Origin of the sequence: Aliiroseovarius sp. YM-037, from assembly GCF_048060095.1 — a bacterium.
Lineage (GTDB): Bacteria > Pseudomonadota > Alphaproteobacteria > Rhodobacterales > Rhodobacteraceae > JBLUOA01.
In genome coordinates this window covers 137,073-152,560 of the sequence record NZ_JBLUOA010000005.1, presented here as the reverse complement: position 1 = coordinate 152,560, position 15,488 = coordinate 137,073, and the positions used below count along the sequence as shown (strand labels likewise).

At 58.7% G+C, this 15,488-nt stretch carries 15 protein-coding genes; 10 read left to right on the top strand and 5 right to left on the bottom strand.

Going from position 1 to position 15,488, the window contains the following annotated elements:
* Window positions 1-1,367, bottom strand: a 1,367-nt coding sequence (dnaK, locus tag ACEWPJ_RS16305) for a molecular chaperone DnaK (RefSeq protein WP_416514183.1), incomplete at its 3' end; no start/stop codon positions are given.
* A 255-nt stretch (window positions 1,368-1,622) separates the two neighbouring features.
* Between dnaK and ACEWPJ_RS16300 the strand changes: the two genes are divergently transcribed.
* Entirely contained in the window at window positions 1,623-2,069 is a 447-nt protein-coding gene (locus tag ACEWPJ_RS16300; protein ID WP_416514182.1) for a DMT family transporter, read from the top strand.
* A gap of 3 nt (window positions 2,070-2,072) precedes the next feature.
* Window positions 2,073-2,678, top strand: a complete 606-nt coding sequence (locus tag ACEWPJ_RS16295) for an alpha-ketoglutarate-dependent dioxygenase AlkB family protein (protein ID WP_416514181.1) — start codon at window positions 2,073-2,075, stop codon at window positions 2,676-2,678.
* Window positions 2,679-2,683: 5 nt separating this feature from the next.
* On the opposite strand, the gene ACEWPJ_RS16290 is transcribed toward ACEWPJ_RS16295, so the two are convergent.
* Complete coding sequence (locus ACEWPJ_RS16290; protein WP_416514180.1) at window positions 2,684-3,505, bottom strand: ABC transporter permease; 822 nt, start codon at window positions 3,503-3,505, stop codon at window positions 2,684-2,686.
* A gap of 123 nt (window positions 3,506-3,628) precedes the next feature.
* On the opposite strand from ACEWPJ_RS16290, the gene cysQ reads away from it, so the two are divergent.
* The 8 genes from cysQ to ACEWPJ_RS16250 all read left to right on the top strand — a co-directional run bounded on the left by cysQ (window position 3,629) and on the right by ACEWPJ_RS16250 (window position 13,031).
* Window positions 3,629-4,426 (top strand): 3'(2'),5'-bisphosphate nucleotidase CysQ, encoded by a 798-nt coding sequence (gene cysQ / locus ACEWPJ_RS16285; protein WP_416514179.1) that lies wholly within the window; start codon window positions 3,629-3,631, stop codon window positions 4,424-4,426.
* Window positions 4,426-5,649, top strand: a complete 1,224-nt coding sequence (locus ACEWPJ_RS16280; RefSeq protein ID WP_416514178.1) for a glycosyltransferase family 2 protein — start codon at window positions 4,426-4,428, stop codon at window positions 5,647-5,649. The genes cysQ and ACEWPJ_RS16280 overlap by 1 nt, the downstream gene beginning before the upstream one ends.
* Window positions 5,650-5,731: 82 nt before the next feature.
* On the top strand, window positions 5,732-6,625 hold the full coding sequence (gene galU / locus ACEWPJ_RS16275) for a UTP--glucose-1-phosphate uridylyltransferase GalU (protein ID WP_416514177.1): 894 nt from the start codon (window positions 5,732-5,734) through the stop codon (window positions 6,623-6,625).
* A 15-nt stretch (window positions 6,626-6,640) separates the two neighbouring features.
* A complete protein-coding gene (gene galE, locus ACEWPJ_RS16270; protein ID WP_416514176.1) occupies window positions 6,641-7,624 on the top strand; it encodes a UDP-glucose 4-epimerase GalE in 984 nt (327 codons plus the stop codon).
* Window positions 7,584-8,849 (top strand): glycosyltransferase, encoded by a 1,266-nt coding sequence (locus ACEWPJ_RS16265; protein ID WP_416514175.1) that lies wholly within the window; start codon window positions 7,584-7,586, stop codon window positions 8,847-8,849. The genes galE and ACEWPJ_RS16265 overlap by 41 nt, the downstream gene beginning before the upstream one ends.
* A 43-nt stretch (window positions 8,850-8,892) precedes the next feature.
* Entirely contained in the window at window positions 8,893-9,903 is a 1,011-nt protein-coding gene (locus ACEWPJ_RS16260; RefSeq protein WP_416514174.1) for a glycosyltransferase family 2 protein, read from the top strand.
* Entirely contained in the window at window positions 9,900-11,597 is a 1,698-nt protein-coding gene (locus ACEWPJ_RS16255; protein WP_416514173.1) for a beta-1,6-N-acetylglucosaminyltransferase, read from the top strand. Before ACEWPJ_RS16260 ends, ACEWPJ_RS16255 begins: the two co-directional genes overlap by 4 nt.
* Window positions 11,598-11,603: 6 nt before the next feature.
* The gene (locus ACEWPJ_RS16250) at window positions 11,604-13,031 is read left to right on the top strand and encodes a nodulation protein NodH (protein ID WP_416514172.1); all 1,428 of its coding nucleotides are present in this window, start codon (window positions 11,604-11,606) and stop codon (window positions 13,029-13,031) included.
* Here the strand turns inward: ACEWPJ_RS16250 and ACEWPJ_RS16245 are convergent.
* The 3 genes from ACEWPJ_RS16245 to rpoN all read right to left on the bottom strand — a co-directional run bounded on the left by ACEWPJ_RS16245 (window position 13,028) and on the right by rpoN (window position 15,482).
* Window positions 13,028-13,492, bottom strand: a complete 465-nt coding sequence (locus tag ACEWPJ_RS16245; RefSeq protein WP_416514171.1) for a PTS sugar transporter subunit IIA — start codon at window positions 13,490-13,492, stop codon at window positions 13,028-13,030. The two genes, ACEWPJ_RS16250 and ACEWPJ_RS16245, sit on opposite strands and share 4 nt — an antisense overlap.
* A 35-nt stretch (window positions 13,493-13,527) precedes the next feature.
* Window positions 13,528-14,103: a ribosome hibernation-promoting factor, HPF/YfiA family gene (gene hpf, locus ACEWPJ_RS16240; protein WP_416514170.1), complete on the bottom strand. Its 576-nt coding sequence runs from the start codon at window positions 14,101-14,103 to the stop codon at window positions 13,528-13,530.
* 62 nt (window positions 14,104-14,165) lie between these two features.
* On the bottom strand, window positions 14,166-15,482 hold the full coding sequence (gene rpoN, locus ACEWPJ_RS16235; RefSeq protein ID WP_416514169.1) for an RNA polymerase factor sigma-54: 1,317 nt from the start codon (window positions 15,480-15,482) through the stop codon (window positions 14,166-14,168).
* Window positions 15,483-15,488 lie beyond the last annotated feature (6 nt).

Here is a 15,488-nt window from a genome sequence, read left to right as displayed (position 1 = left end):
TCAAGGTTGAACTGCCCGAGGATCTTATTGTCCGCAGCCATTTCACGTTCGCCCTGGAACACCCGGATCGTCACCGCGTTCTGGTTGTCTTCGGCGGTCGAGAAGATTTGCGATTTCTTCGTCGGGATCGTCGTGTTGCGATCGATCAGGCGGGTGAAAACACCACCCAGCGTTTCGATACCGAGGGACAGCGGGGTAACGTCGAGCAGAACAACGTCTTTAACGTCGCCTTGCAGAACACCAGCCTGAATCGCGGCACCTGCGGCCACGACCTCATCCGGGTTCACGCCCTGATGCGGTTCCTTACCGAAGAACTTCACAACTTCTTCTTTGACCTTCGGCATACGGGTCATACCGCCGACCAGCACGACTTCGTCGATGTCGGAGGTCGAGATGCCGGCGTCTTTCAGCGCCGCCTGACACGGTTTCATCGACCGCTTGATAAGGTCGCCGACCAGCGATTCCAGCTTCGCACGGGTCAGTTTCATGACCATGTGCAGCGGCTGGCCGCCATTCGGGTCCATCGAGATGAACGGCTGGTTGATTTCCGTTTGGCTGGAGGAGGACAGTTCGATCTTGGCTTTCTCAGCAGCTTCTTTCAGGCGCTGAAGGGCCATCTTGTCCTTCGTCAGATCGACGCCGTTTTCCTTTTTGAACTCGTCTGCAAGGTAATTGACGATCCGCATGTCAAAGTCTTCACCGCCAAGGAACGTGTCGCCGTTGGTGGATTTCACTTCGAACAGACCATCGTCGATTTCCAGGATGGTAACGTCGAACGTCCCGCCGCCGAGGTCATAGACCGCGATGGTTTTGCTTTCTTTCTTGTCGAGACCATAGGCCAGCGCCGCTGCTGTCGGTTCGTTGATAATCCGCAGCACCTCAAGACCGGCGATTTTACCGGCGTCTTTGGTGGCCTGACGCTGGGCGTCGTTGAAATATGCGGGCACGGTGATAACCGCCTGCGTCACTTCTTCGCCCAGATAGCTTTCAGCGGTTTCTTTCATCTTGCCGAGGATGAAGGCAGAGATTTGCGAAGGGGAGTATTTCTCACCCTTTGCTTCGACCCATGCGTCACCGTTGCCGCCGTCGATAATCTCGTAAGGAACGATTTTCTTGTCCTTCGTCACTTCCGCGTCGGTGACGCGGCGGCCGATCAGGCGCTTAACGGCGAAAATCGTGTTTTCCGGGTTGGTGACGGCTTGCCGTTTGGCCGATTGACCAACCAGACGCTCGTCATCCGTGAAGGCCACGATGGACGGGGTCGTCCGCGCGCCTTCGGCGTTTTCTACGACGCGCGGTTGCGCGCCATCCATGATTGCGACACAGGAGTTCGTGGTCCCGAGGTCGATACCAATGACTTTAGCCATGCTTTACTACCCTCTTCTTAGGCGATGTCTTGGCGCCGGACCCTTTCAAGGCATCACGGCACCGATCCCAAATTTCGACCGGGGTGAACCCGATCACGCTTCGGAGCGTATATAAGGACGGGGGTATGGGCCTGCAAGCGGTGTGAGGCCCGTAATATCGCGTTTTTTGTTCAATAATCTGAGTCTTTTGGGGGAATTGCGGTGGGTCGCCGCCCGGCTTAGGGTCGGCACATGCAATTCAAGGGGTAAAGGCTGATGAATACCGGGTTAATGATGCCGCTTGTTATCATGCTGGTCGCCGGGGTCTGCATCGCAACGCAGGCACCGATTAACGCGCAGCTTGGGCGATTCTCTGGCGATACGATGTCGGCGGCGATGTTGTCCTTTGCGGTCGGTCTGGTCGTTCTTGTCATTCTGGTAAGTTTGCGGGGCGCGATGCCCACGCTATCGGCCCTGAAAGCGGCCCCTTGGTGGGTGTGGATCGGCGGTGCACTTGGGGCGTTTTACGTCTGGGGCGCGACGTTCAGCGTGCAGAAGATCGGCGTGGTCGCCACGATATCGGCCCTGATCCTTGGCCAGTTGGTCGGTGGCGCGATCATTGATGCGGCGGGGGCCTTCGACGTGCCGGTGAAGTCAATCGACCTGCGGCGCGTCGCGGCGGTGGCCTTTGTCGGGATCGGCGTCTTTCTATCGGTGACATAGCCGATGACCGCCCGCCTGACCGTCCGAGGGTTCGAGGTTTACAAAGGCTACCTTGCCGCCGACGCGCAGTCCGCCCTGATCAAAGACTTGCGGGCGGTCATGGCAGCGGCCCCGCCGTTTTCGCCGCAGACGCCCTATGGCAAGCCGATGTCGGTGCGGATGACCTCAGCCGGGCGCTATGGCTGGTTCTCTGACCGCGGCGGCTATCGCTACGTGTCGCAGCACCCCAACGGATCAGACTGGCCGCCGATCCCGGATCGGGTCTTGGACATCTGGCGCGCGGTGTCGGGCGTTGATCGGGACCCGGATTGTTGCCTGATCAACTTCTACGGCGAAGGCGCGCGGATGGGGATGCATCAAGACAAGGACGAGGCGAACTTTGATTGGCCCGTCGTATCGGTGTCGCTGGGGGATGATGGGCTGTTTCGCATCGGAAACACCGAACGCGGCGGATCGACAGAATCGCTCTGGCTGTCCTCGGGCGATGTGGTCGTGATGGGGGGCGCCGCGCGGCTGACCTATCACGGCGTCGACCGTATCCGGTTTGGGTCATCGTCATTGTTGCCGAAAGGCGGGCGGGTCAACCTGACCCTGCGCGTGGTCGATTGATACGCCTAGCGTCGCGCGCTCCAACTGATCGAGGCGTGCTTGCGAGTATAGAACTCCCCCATCAGGCCGATCATCAGCAGCGTCAGGCTTAGGTAGAAGGCGTAGCTGATCGACGAAAAATGCGGGTTGTAGTTGATGAAGGTATAGCCACGCGCCTGGTCGATAGAATGGAACAGCGGGTTCCAGTCGAACATCGCCAATATGTAGCCCGGCATTGCATTCGCGACGAACATCTTGCCTGACGCGATCATATTGGCCCGCATATAGACGGTGGTTGCGATACCGACAAAGTTTGGAAACCACGGCTTTAACGCCAGAAACACCATCCCGATCGACACACCGGTAAACCAAGCAAGCAGAAGCATCCCGAACGCGCCAACCGGATTGTGGATATGCACCGGTGTAAAGGTGACGTGGTAGACGAACAGCACGACGCCCAACGCCAGAATCTGCATGTATAGAGCCGAAAGTGCTGCGGAAATGATGGCAATTGCCGTGCTCATCGGGGCATGTTTCATCATCGGGGACGCCGGCCCGTCAGAGCCGACAACAGCGCCAAGCGCCCTGTTATGGGTCAGGAACAGGAATATGCCCGACATGATATATAGCAGGAAATCCCCACGCAGCGCCGCCCCCCGCAACTCAAGCAACGCGAACATAATATAGAACGCACCAACCAGAACGATCGTTTGCATGATGTTGAGTGCCAGCCCGATCAGCGCATTCCCATGCGTCTTGCGCACCTCGCGGACCGTGGCGTGATAAATCAACTCCAGCACCGAGGCTGCCGATTGCAGCGTGTTTTTCTGGGGCCGGGTTTCAAACATCTGGCGTGACCTGCGATTCAAAGCGGGAACGGCAATATTCTGCAAGGAAATCTTGCCGTTCCAGTTGCAGCGGATCATAAGTGGAAGACCCTAACAATACAACAATCGCTCAGGAGAGATCGCTTGAACTATGACCGCCTTATCCCCGTGATCCGCCGTCTTGCCCTCAAAGCAGGTGACAAGATCATGGAGATTTACAACTCTGACGATTTCGACGTGAAGCTGAAGTTGGATGAAAGCCCCGTGACCGTTGCGGATGAGGCTGCGGATGCCATCATCTCTGCCGGTCTGCGCGAGGCGTTTCCGGATGTGACTCTCGTGACCGAAGAACAGGCGGCGTCGCACAGTGAGCGCGCTGATAGCTTTCTGATCGTTGACCCTTTGGATGGCACAAAAGAATTCATCAAGCGTCGCGGCGATTTTACCGTGAACATCGCCTATGTCGAAAGCGGCGTGCCGGTGCGTGGTGTGGTCTATGCGCCCGCCAAGGGGCGGCTGTTCTATACGAACGCAGCGGGCAAAGCGGTTGAAGAAACAGCGCCCTTCAGCAAGGATTCCGCCGGAACAGTGACTGATTTGGCGGTTTCTGACCCCGACAATAGCGCGCTGATGATCGTCGCCTCAAAATCTCACCGGGATCAGGCGACCGAAGACTACATCTCAAAGTATGAGGTCAAGGACAGCAAGAGCGCGGGATCGTCGCTGAAGTTCTGCCTCGTCGCGACCGGAGAGGCGGATCTTTACCCCCGCGTTGGTCGGACGATGGAATGGGACACCGCCGCAGGTCACGCCGTTCTTCTGGGGGCCGGGGGTGATGTGGTGCGTTTTGATGACCATACCCCGCTCGCCTACGGGAAAGAGGGTTACGCGAACCCGTTCTTTATCGCCTACGCGCCGGGTGTCGCGCTGAAACCCGCCTGATGAGCGTTCAGCCGGTCAGTGTTGTCATCGTCAGCCGGCATCGGCCAGATGAACTGCGCAAATGTCTACGGTCGTTACAATTTCAGACGCACCAGAACTTTGAGGTAATCGTCGTTGCGGACCCAACCAGTTTGGCGGCTGTCGAGGCCGTCGGGCTGCAGGATCAGGTCAAGACGCAGCTATTTGATGAGGCAAATATCAGCGCCGCGAGGAATGTCGGCATTGGGCTGGCGGCCGGAGAGGTTGTTGCCTTCATCGACGATGATGCGATTGCCGAACCGACGTGGCTATCCCGCCTCACGGCCCTGTTCCAAACCCATGACATCGCCGCCGCCGCTGGCTTCGTACGCAGCCGCAACGGTCTTAGCTACCGCTGGCGTGGCGATCATATCCTGCCCTGGGGGGAGCTTCGCCGGTTCATCGCTGATGGCCTCTCGATCTATGGGCCGGAGGAGGAGCACCCGGTTCTGACCATCGGTGCGAACTGCACCTTTCGCCGGGATGCGCTGGTCGAAATCGGCGGTTTTGACCCGAATTTTCGCATGGGCCTCGACGATGCGGACGTCAATGTCAGCCTCACCGCCAAGGGGTATTGCACCGCGATTATCCCCGACGCACAGGTGCAGCATGTGCCTGCGGCAAGCGCCTATCGCACCAACCGACAGGTGCCGCTGTCGCTCCGGGAAAACGGCGCGAGTTTCGGTTGGTGGTTCAAGAAGCGCGACCGCCCAACGGCGGAGTTTGAGAGAATCAGATCGGCCCTGCGCGACGGTTTCCTGACCCTCCGCCTGAACCGGGGGGACATCGAACCCCGCGACATGGCGCGATTGCTTGCCGGACTCGATCAAGGATTCGCAGATGGGCAGACCCGGCAGCCCATCGTCCGCGAGATTCCGCCTGTGGTTGCATCGTTCCGGCGGTTTTCCCCGATCCTGAACGGGCCGCATACCGTCCTGCGTGGCCACTTCAGCGCAAGGGAATCCCTATTCACCGAAGCCCGCGCTCTCGCGAAACAGGGCCGCGTCGTCACTGTTTTTCTCTTTTCTCGCACGACCTTGTATCACAAACGCTGGTTTCACCCGGATGGCTTCTGGGTGCAGTCCGGCGGCGTTTTCGGGAAATCCTACCGCTCAGACCCGTTGTTCCGTCGGTTCAACTATGACGCGCGCGTGAAAAGGGAGGTTGCGGACCTTGCCCAGACACGCGAACTAGACCGGGTTTGAAACACGACGACTTGTTGACTACGCTGTCATAATTCTGCCGCGTTGGTCGATGATAGCGGTTGTGAATGTGCGAGGCAGTAAAATGAAGCGTGAAGTAACCAAAGCGATCTTTCCTGTGGCGGGGCTTGGCACCCGATTTCTTCCGGCGACAAAGTCCGTTCCGAAGGAAATCATGACCCTGGTCGATCGACCATTGATCCAATACGCAATCGACGAGGCCCGCGCCGCCGGGATCAAAGAATTCATCTTTGTCACCTCGCGCGGCAAAAGCGCGCTTGAGGATTACTTCGACCACGCGCCAGAGCTTGAGACATCGCTGCGCAGAAAGGGCAAAACCGACCTATTGGACGCGCTGGAAAACACCAATATGGAAAGCGGCGCGATTGCCTATATCCGCCAGCACAAGGCGCTGGGCCTTGGCCACGCCGTCTGGTGCGCCCGCCGTCTGATTGCGGATGAACCCTTTGCGGTCATTCTGCCGGATGACGTGATCGCCGCCGAAAAGCCGTGCCTGCAACAGATGGTTGAGGCTTATCAGGACACCGGCGGCTGTATGGTTGCCGCGATGGAAGTGCCGCCAGAAAAGGCATCGGCTTACGGTGTTCTCGACATCAAGGACGACATGGGCACGATGGTGTCCGTCAAAGGCATGGTTGAAAAACCGGATGCGGCTGACGCCCCGTCAAACCTCGCGGTGATCGGCCGCTATATCCTGACGCCGAAGGTTTTGCAGAACCTCAACGATATCAAGAGCGGGTCCGGGGGTGAGGTTCAACTGACCGACGCGATCCATCAGGAACTGCATCAAGACCGCGACGTTTACGGCTATCGCTTCCGGGGGCAGCGGTTCGATTGCGGCTCTAAAGCAGGGTTTTTGCAGGCGACTGTCGCCTTCGGCCTGTCGCGTCCCGATCTGCGAGACGAATTCGGGCAATACCTTCGGGAAATGATGACGCTGCAAAGCGCGGCGCAATAACAGGCGGGATTCCGATTGGCGCATGTTCTGGTCACCGGTGGTGCGGGATATATCGGGTCGCACGCCTGCAAGGTGCTGAAATCGGCTGGCTATACCCCGGTTACGTTCGACAATCTGATTACCGGATGGGCCGACGCGGTCAAATTCGGGCCGCTTGAGCGTGGCGATCTGATGGATCGCGCCCGGCTGGATGAGGTGTTTGCCACATATAGACCCGCCGCCGTCATGCACTTCGCAGCACTCAGCCAAGTCGGCGAGAGTATGGAGAATCCGGGTCTATACTGGCGAAATAACCTCCTCGGCTCGCTTAATCTGATCGAAGCGGCGACGGATGCGGGGTGTCAGAACTTCATCTTTTCGTCGACCTGCGCGACCTATGGCGACCACGATAATGTCGTGCTTGACGAAAGCTGCCCGCAGGTTCCGATCAACGCTTACGGTGCGTCGAAACGCGCGATTGAGGATGTGCTTGCGAATTTCGGCGAAAGCCACGGGTTGAACCACGTGATCTTTCGCTATTTCAACGTCGCTGGTGGTGATCCGCAGGGTGAGGTTGGCGAGTTTCATCTGCCGGAAACCCATTTGATCCCGCTCGCGCTTGATGCTGTCAGCGGGAAACGCGCGGCGCTGACGGTTTATGGCACCGACTATCCGACGCCTGATGGCACCTGTATTCGCGACTATGTCCATGTCCTCGACCTGGTCGAAGCGCATGTGCTGGGTCTGAAATGGCTTGAAGAGGGCAAGGGCAGCCGCGTCTTCAACCTTGGCACAGGCACCGGATTTTCGGTGCGCGAGGTGCTGGATTGCTGTAGTGAGGTGACTGGCCTGCCGATGCCGTCGAATGATGGCGCCCGGCGGCCCGGCGACTGTGCCAAACTTGTGTCCGGCAGTGTCCGGGCGGAGAAAGAGCTTGGCTGGACGCCGATCCGATCAACGCTGAAGGAGATGGTCGCAGATGCCTGGCGCTGGCACCAGAACGGCCACTACGGCACCTGAGCCAAAGGCGCGCCTTCTTGATCTGACCCGCCTGATCAGCCGGGTCGGGCGCGGCCCATGGACCGGGGTGGACCGTGTCGAAGCCGCTTACCTGAAGCAGTTTTTGGCAGAAACAGAGTCTGTTTTTGGCCTAATCCGCGTCAGCCATCAATTCATCCTCCTCGACCGCGCGGGGGTGCGGGCTTTGCATCAACGGCTGGTCGGCAACGTCGATTGGGGTCGATCTGACGCCGTCGCGCTGCTGAAACGTCGCCTGAATGATCAGCGCCGCCGCGCCGAAGCAGACCTTCGGCGGTTGTCCATTGCGACGTGCAAACATGACGGGCTTGGCAGGATGCTGAATCGGCACCTGCCCGATGGCACCACCTGCTTCAACGTCGGCCACAGCAACTTGTCTGAGGAGGTTCTGGAGCAAATTCAGGCAAAACAGGGTCTAAATTTGTCAATTATGATCCACGACACGATCCCACTGGACCATCCCGATCTACAGCGTCCGGAGGTTGTCGATACCTTTGAAAAGCGCCTTCGCGCGGTTGGGAAATTCGCTGACAGGGTGATCTATAACTCCGCCCAAAGCCGCGCCGATGCGGAGAGATACTTTGACGCGTGGGGCCGTATGCCGGAAGGTGTCGTTGCCCATCTCGGCGTAGATCTTCCCGAAGCTGACGCGACCGAATTGCCTGCCGGGCTGGACCTCACCCACGCGTATTTCGTGACGACTGGCACCATTGAGCCGCGCAAGAACCATGCGCTGCTGCTTGATGTATGGGAGGATCTGGCAGGTGACACCGCCCACGAAACCCCAACGCTTTACATTGTCGGAAGTCGCGGCTGGGAAAACGAAGACGTTTTCCGCCGCCTCGACGCGTTGAAAGGCGCGGATAGCAGGATCAAAGAACTCTCCGGCCTCAGCGATCCGGCGCTTGCGGCACTTCTGGAGGGCGCCGCCGCGCTGTTGTTCCCCAGCCTCGCCGAAGGCTACGGATTTCCGCCGTTAGAGGCCGCAGTCCGGAGCGTGCCCGTCGTTGTGAATGATTTACCGATCTACGGGGAAATATTGCGCGATATCCCAGTTTACGCACTGCCGAACGACCGATACTCTTGGTCCACAACGATAAGCAAACTCGCGGAGCAGAACCGGGCAGGGACAGGACAAAGGGAAACGGGCAGCGCCAACATCCCCACCTGGTCCGATCACTTCGACCTTGTCCTCAAGGTGACGTGACAATCCGGCATCCTTCGCATCAGGCGGGACGTGTCGAAGCGCAGTGGGAATCGCGAAATCATATCGCCTCAGGCTTCAGCGGAAACGCTGGCGTGCGCGTGCCTTTCGCAAGCGTCGGGAACTGTCCGCCGTCGTGGATCGCACCGCGACCCTCAAACCCGACGCGATCATCGCGTTTTCGACCCTACGTAACGAGAAAATACGCCTTCCCTACTTCCTGAAATACTATCGCAAGCTCGGGGTGGAGCATTTCTTTTTCGTCGACAACGACAGCACCGATGGCGGGCGGGACTATCTTGCCGACCAGCCGGACGTGTCGCTTTGGCACACGGCGCATAGCTACAAAAGCGCGCGGTTCGGCGCGGACTGGATCAACTGGCTGCAGATGAAGCATGGCCATGGCCATTGGACCCTGACCGTCGATGTGGATGAGTTCCTGGTCTATCCGTTCTGCGATACGCGATCGCTTGCCGCGCTGACGGACTGGTTGGATGCGTCGGGTATACGGTCCTTCGGCGCGATGCTTCTGGATATGTATCCGCGCGGACCGATTGACGAAGTGCCTTATCACGAAGGCCAGAATCCGTTCGAAATCGCATCGTGGTTTGACAGCGGCAACTACGTCATCAGCAAAAACCAGCAGCTTGGCAATCTTTGGATTCAGGGCGGCCCAAGGGCGCGGATGTTCTTTGCGGACAAGCCCGAAAAAGCGCCAGCGCTGAACAAGGTGCCGCTGGTCAAATGGGATCGCAACTATACCTATGTCAGTTCGACCCATTCGCTTTTACCGCGGGGTCTGAACCTCGTTTACGACGAATGGGGGGGGGAAAAAGCGTCAGGGTGTTTGATGCACGCCAAATTCCTCGACTCCTTCAACGAAAAATCGGCGGAGGAGTTGGAGCGCAAGCAACACTACGCTGCGAGCCACGAATATAAGGCCTATTACGCCCAATCTGATAAAAGCCCGGACCTGTGGTGCAAGTGGTCAGAGCAATACATCAACTGGCGACAGCTTGAGATTCTGGGCCTCATGTCAAAGGGGAACTGGGCATGACCGTCGGGATTGTCATGCTGGCCCACACCGCGCTTGACCGCGCGGCTGAGGTCGCGCGCCATTGGGCGACGCATGAATGCCCCGTGGTGATCCATGTCGATAAGCGGGTCGACGATGCGGAATTCCTCGCGTTTCAGGCGAACCTTGCGGATCTGTCCAACGTTCGGTTTTCCGCGCGCTGTGCGTGTCATTGGGGCAAGTGGTCCATGGTTGAGGCGACGCAGATCGCCGTTGAGCTGATGCTGTCGCACTTTGCTGATGTGCGTCACGTCTATCTGGCGTCGGGATCGTGCCTGCCGCTGCGTCCGGTTTCAGAGCTTGTCGATTACCTTGCCGCGCGTCCGCGCACCGATTTCATCGAATCCGCCACGACCGAAGATGTGCCGTGGACCATCGGTGGCCTTGACGAAGAACGCTTTACCCTGCGGTTCCCGTTTTCGTGGCGCACCAACCGGTATCTGTTCGACCGCTACGTGCGCCTGCAACGCCGGGTCGGATTTCGGCGGCGGATACCAGACGGCATCACGCCCCATATGGGATCGCAATGGTGGTGCCTGACCCGACAGACCCTAACGGCGATTTTGGAAGACCCGGAGAGGCCGAAATACGACCGTTATTTCAAGCGGGTCTGGATACCGGATGAAAGCTATTTTCAGACCCTATCCCGGCTGTATTCTACCAATATCGAGAGTCGTTCTCTAACCCTGTCGAAGTTTGACTTTCAGGGAAAGCCGCATATTTTTTATGATGACCACCTGCACCTTTTGCGGCGTTCCGATTGCTTCGTCGCACGGAAAATCTGGCCGAATGCGGACAAGCTTTACCGCACATTCCTGAACGACAAGAAGGTCGCGCAGAACAAGGCAGAACCGAACCCCGGCAAGATTGACCGTGTATTCGCCAAGGCGGTAGAGCGGCGCACGCGGGGGCGGCCCGGTCTTTACATGCACAGCCGATTCCCCAACCGACACTGGGAAAACGATCTGACCTCGGCCCCCTATGCGGTGTTCGAAGGGTTCGCCGATCTGTTCGATGACTTCGAATCGTGGCTGGCGAATGCGACGGGCAGCAAGGTGCACGGTCATCTATTCGCGCCTGAGCGGGCGGAGTTTGTGGGGCGGCCCGACACGTATCTGGGTGCGCTGTCCAGTGCGCCCGCCTTGCGCGATTACAATCCGCGCGCTTTCCTCACCAATCTCATCTGGAACGCGCGGGGGGAGCGGCAGTGTTTTCAATACGGCCCCTCGGATACCCAAGCCATCGGTGATCTGCTGACCCGTGATCCAAATGCCCAAGTCTTCGTGATTTCCGGCGCGTGGGCGATTCCACTGTTTCATTCGAATGAGAATTTTTCGGACATTCGCAGACAGGCAGCGGCGCTTCAGAAGATCGAAAGCGAACATCTGGACGCTTTGCGCCTGCCCGAATGTCGCGCGCGCGCGCGGATTTGGACAATGGCTGAGTTTATCGAGTCCCCGATGGAGCCGCTTCAGATCATCATTGATGAGATCGGCCCAAGGGGGCGCAGCCGTCTGACCGAAGCGCCAAAGATGGCCGATCTAGCCGGATTCGGGCAGTTCTTGCAGAACCTCAAGAATCAGGGGATGCACCCTTATCTGATGGGTGATTTCCCGTCTGACGATGATCCGCGCCGAAAACCGCGCGGTCGGCGCAAGCCATATCTGGTGAAGTAGGGTCGCATGAAGAACCGATTTGATTGCTTCATGATCCTTGCGGAAATGCGCACCGGATCGAATTTTCTGGAAGAAAGCCTGAACAGTTTTCCCGGCCTGACCAGTTACGGAGAAGCGTTCAATCCGGGCTTCGTCGGCTTTCCGAAGATCAATCATATCCACGGCATTACACTGGAAGAACGCGAGGATGATCCGAGCGTGCTCCTCCGCGCCATAAGGGATAAGACCGACGGGTTGGGCGGCTTTCGGTTTTTCCATGACCACGACCCGCGGGCGCTCGTGGCGTGCTTGCCGGACAAGAAATGCGCCAAGGTGATTCTGACCCGCAACCCGGTTGATCGCTATGTTTCATGGAAGATCGCGCGGGAAACGGGGCAGTGGAAACTGACCAATGTGAAGCACCAGAAATCGGCCCGCATCCGCTTTGACCGCGCGGAGTTCGCGGCGCAACTGCAGGCGCAAAGCACCTTTCGCCGGGATGTTCTGCGGCAATTGCAGATTTCGGGCCAAACGGCGTTTCACATCGACTATGACGATTTGCAGGATGTCGGCGTGTTGAATGGGCTCGCCCGGTTTCTGGGGGTCGATCACGAAATCAAGTCGCCCGCGAAGTCGATCAAGAAACAAAACCCTGCCTCCCTGAGCGACAAGGTTGAGAACCACGCAGAGATGGAGGAGGCGCTTGCCGACCTCGCGCGGTTTGATAGCGGCGAAACGCCTGTATTAGAGCCTGATCGCGGCCCGATGGTGCCGACCTATATCGCCGCCGCGGAAAGTCCGGTGATCTATCTGCCGATCCAAGGGGCGCCAGATTCGCATATCGAGGAGTGGTTTGTGGCGCTTGACGGTGCGCCAGTGCAGAGCGGTTTCACGCAAAAAACACTCCGCCAATGGATGCGGAAACATCCGGGACATCGCAGCTTTTCAATCGTGACCCATCCCGCGACACGCGCACACGCCGTCTTTTGCCGCGACATCCTTCCGGTTGGCGACGGCCCGTTTACTGAGGTCAGAGGGACTTTGCGCAAGCTGTTCAAACTGCCCTTGCCCGAAGACGGGTCTGATGAATCCTACGACGCCGCACAGCATCGCGCGGCGTTTCTGGCGTTTCTTGGGTTCCTGAAATCCAATCTGGCGGGGCAGACGGGTCTGCGGATTGATCCGGTCTGGGCGAACCAGTCGCAATTGCTGCAAGGCATTTGCAAGTTCGCGGCCCCCGACATGGTTCTGCGGGCGGAGGATATGGAGGATGGCTTGGCGCAGCTTGCGCGAGCTACGGATATTGTGGCGCCAGCGGTGGCCGTGCCAGCGGGTGACGCGCCCTTCACCCTCGCCGATATCTACGACGAAACGGTAGAATCCGCCGTGCACGACGCCTATCGCCGGGACTACTTAATGTTCGGATACCGCGCGTGGGGCGACGCGCGGAGCTAGGCAGCCTGACTTGACCGCGCTTCGGTCAGGATCGCGTGCAGCGCCATCGAATCGGAATTCGCCCTGAGTTTCGCGCAGACATCGGGATCGCGCATGGTGCGGGATACCAGCGCCAGCGCCTTCAGGTGGTCGACACCGGAATCAAGCGGCGCGAACAGCGCGAAGACCAGATCGACTGGCTGACGATCGACGGAGTTGAAATCAATCGGCATGTCCAACCGCAGGAATACGCCGCCGACCTCTTCCAGCCCGGCGATCCGTGCGTGGGGAAGGGCCACGCCATGGCCCACCCCGGTCGGTCCCAGGTTTTCACGTTCCTGCAACGCGGTGATCGCATCAGTCGCATCAAGCCCGTGCCGAGCGGCGGCGATTTCCCCAAGTTCCTGGAAAAGGCGCTTCTTGCTCGTTGATTTGCTCAGGACCTTGACGGCCTCCGGCTGCAGAATGCTGGAAAGTTCCATAAACCTACGTTCTTCTGAACCCCGCTTCTGCGGGGTTATGCCTCATTTTGTGGGTCGATCCAGCCTATGTTGCCGTCATCGCGCCTATAAACGACATTCACGCCGCTATGCCCTTCATGTCGGAACACAAGGATCGGGGCGCCGGCCAGCTCCATCTGCATCACCGCTTCGCCGACAGACAGCGATGGAATCTTCGATTCCATTTCGGCAATGATCATCGGTTGAAGCGTATCCGGCTCCTCATCCCCTGAATCGTCCGATGAGGCGAGGATATAAGAGGACGCGCCGGAAAGTTCAACGGGGTTGGCGCGTTCCTTGTGATGATCCTTCAAACGGCGCTTGTAGCGGCGCAGCTGCTTTTCCATCTTTTCGCTGCACTGATCGAAGGCGGCGTAGATCTCGTTCGCGTGCGCCTTTGCCTGTGCGGTCAGACCGGTCGATAGGTGAACGGTTGCCTCGCAAACAAACTCATGTGCACTGCGGGAAAATATGATCTGGGCATCGGTCGGACGTTCCGCATATTTGTCCACGACATTTCCAAGCTCCTCTTTCACGTGAACCTGAAGTGCGTCGCCAATGTCGATTTGTTTTCCGCTGATCTGGTACCGCATCTAACCTCCTATGGTTGTAGGGGTAACACCGTGAGCCCGCAGGCAGAGGGGCCGCACAGGTGTTATCGTTTTACGGATCTGACACCGCCCGGCGGTGCCGGGCGCGTTCGCTGCAAGGCCGCATTGCGCCGTCGCTCGAACGATGAAGGAATGTTCATGCATCCCCTGTATTTGGCGACAGTTCGGCGGGCAATGTCAACTCCATCCGTCTTCAATTTCTTCACAATCGCATCGTCTGACAGCGGGGCGCTGGGCGGCTCTGCGACGATCATCCGTCGAATAAGTTGCTGAACCGTATAGGCGGACGGCCCGGTGTCGGCCTTTGACTTTGTCGCGCGGGACAGGAAGAACGACACTGGGTATACCGCGCCGTTGACCTGCACGTATTTGCCAGCGATGGCGCGGCAAACCGTTGTCGGATGCACCTCAAGCGTCGCGGCAAGTTCGACTTGTGTCAGCGGCGTGAGGTGGTCGAAATCGCCGGAAAAGAACCTGTGTTGATGGACGACGATTGCCTGAACCAGCCGCAGCAAGGTCCGCCCGCGAAATTCAATCGCGTTGATCAGGGCGTCCGCCCGCGCCTGCCGTTCCTTTGAATATTCCTGCGCGGCCGCGTCCCCCTTCGCTGCTGCCAGCAACGTTCGATCAAGCGTGACGCTAGGCGCGACCCCACGGGCCAGCATCACGTGATGGCCGTCCTGACCATCGGGTTCGACCAAAACATCGGGCGTGATCGGCTGTGCCGTTTCGCCAAACCGTTCGGCTGGAAACGGCGACAGGGTGCCGATCAGCTCTGCCAGTTTGTGCATCTTGTCGCTTGGCCAGCTGGTCGCCTTCTGCAATTTTGCCCAGTCGCGCGTCGCGAACAGGTCCAGATGGCGGGTCGCGTCCGTAGCATCCGCTCGGGTGATTCCCTTTGCGATCAGTTGCAGGGTCAGACCTTCGGTTAGGTTTCGGGCGCCGATGCCGACAGGCTCACACTCCTGCAACGCGGCGATTGCTTGGTCGATAACATCGGGCGCAACGCGTAGGTCTGCCGCGACCTCCTCTGTCGCGGTTTCAAGAAATCCGTCATCGGTCAAATCCCCAACGAGGTAGAGTGCGACGTCGCGCACCAGATCGGGCAGGGACATGACAGCGATTTGCTGCCGGACGGAATCGGCCAGCGTGGTCGGCGCTTCGGACGTGGCGAGGGCGTAGTCATAGGCTCTGCCATCGCCGCCCGGATGGTCGACCTGAAGAAAGGGGTTTTCGGCGGCTTCAGCCTCTATCACCGCAGTTAGGTCGGTCAGAGGCATCGCCAGAATGTTCAGGGATTGCCGCAATGCAGGCGTCAGCGCGAGGCGCTGGGATTGTGACAGTTTGGGCTTCAGCGACATAGCGTG

What these genes read in the sequence shown, in the direction of transcription:
- ACEWPJ_RS16290 (WP_416514180.1), bottom strand. Translation starts at nt 3,505, where the DNA reads ATGTTTGAAACCCGGCCCCAGAAAAACACGCTGCAATCGGCAGCCTCG.
- ACEWPJ_RS16280 (WP_416514178.1), top strand. Translation starts at nt 4,426, where the DNA reads ATGAGCGTTCAGCCGGTCAGTGTTGTCATCGTCAGCCGGCATCGGCCA.
- ACEWPJ_RS16300 (WP_416514182.1), top strand. Translation starts at nt 1,623, where the DNA reads ATGAATACCGGGTTAATGATGCCGCTTGTTATCATGCTGGTCGCCGGG.
- galU (WP_416514177.1), top strand. Translation starts at nt 5,732, where the DNA reads ATGAAGCGTGAAGTAACCAAAGCGATCTTTCCTGTGGCGGGGCTTGGC.
- ACEWPJ_RS16245 (WP_416514171.1), bottom strand. Translation starts at nt 13,492, where the DNA reads ATGGAACTTTCCAGCATTCTGCAGCCGGAGGCCGTCAAGGTCCTGAGC.
- hpf (WP_416514170.1), bottom strand. Translation starts at nt 14,103, where the DNA reads ATGCGGTACCAGATCAGCGGAAAACAAATCGACATTGGCGACGCACTT.
- ACEWPJ_RS16295 (WP_416514181.1), top strand. Translation starts at nt 2,073, where the DNA reads ATGACCGCCCGCCTGACCGTCCGAGGGTTCGAGGTTTACAAAGGCTAC.
- ACEWPJ_RS16250 (WP_416514172.1), top strand. Translation starts at nt 11,604, where the DNA reads ATGAAGAACCGATTTGATTGCTTCATGATCCTTGCGGAAATGCGCACC.
- ACEWPJ_RS16255 (WP_416514173.1), top strand. Translation starts at nt 9,900, where the DNA reads ATGACCGTCGGGATTGTCATGCTGGCCCACACCGCGCTTGACCGCGCG.
- ACEWPJ_RS16265 (WP_416514175.1), top strand. Translation starts at nt 7,584, where the DNA reads ATGCCTGGCGCTGGCACCAGAACGGCCACTACGGCACCTGAGCCAAAG.
- rpoN (WP_416514169.1), bottom strand. Translation starts at nt 15,482, where the DNA reads ATGTCGCTGAAGCCCAAACTGTCACAATCCCAGCGCCTCGCGCTGACG.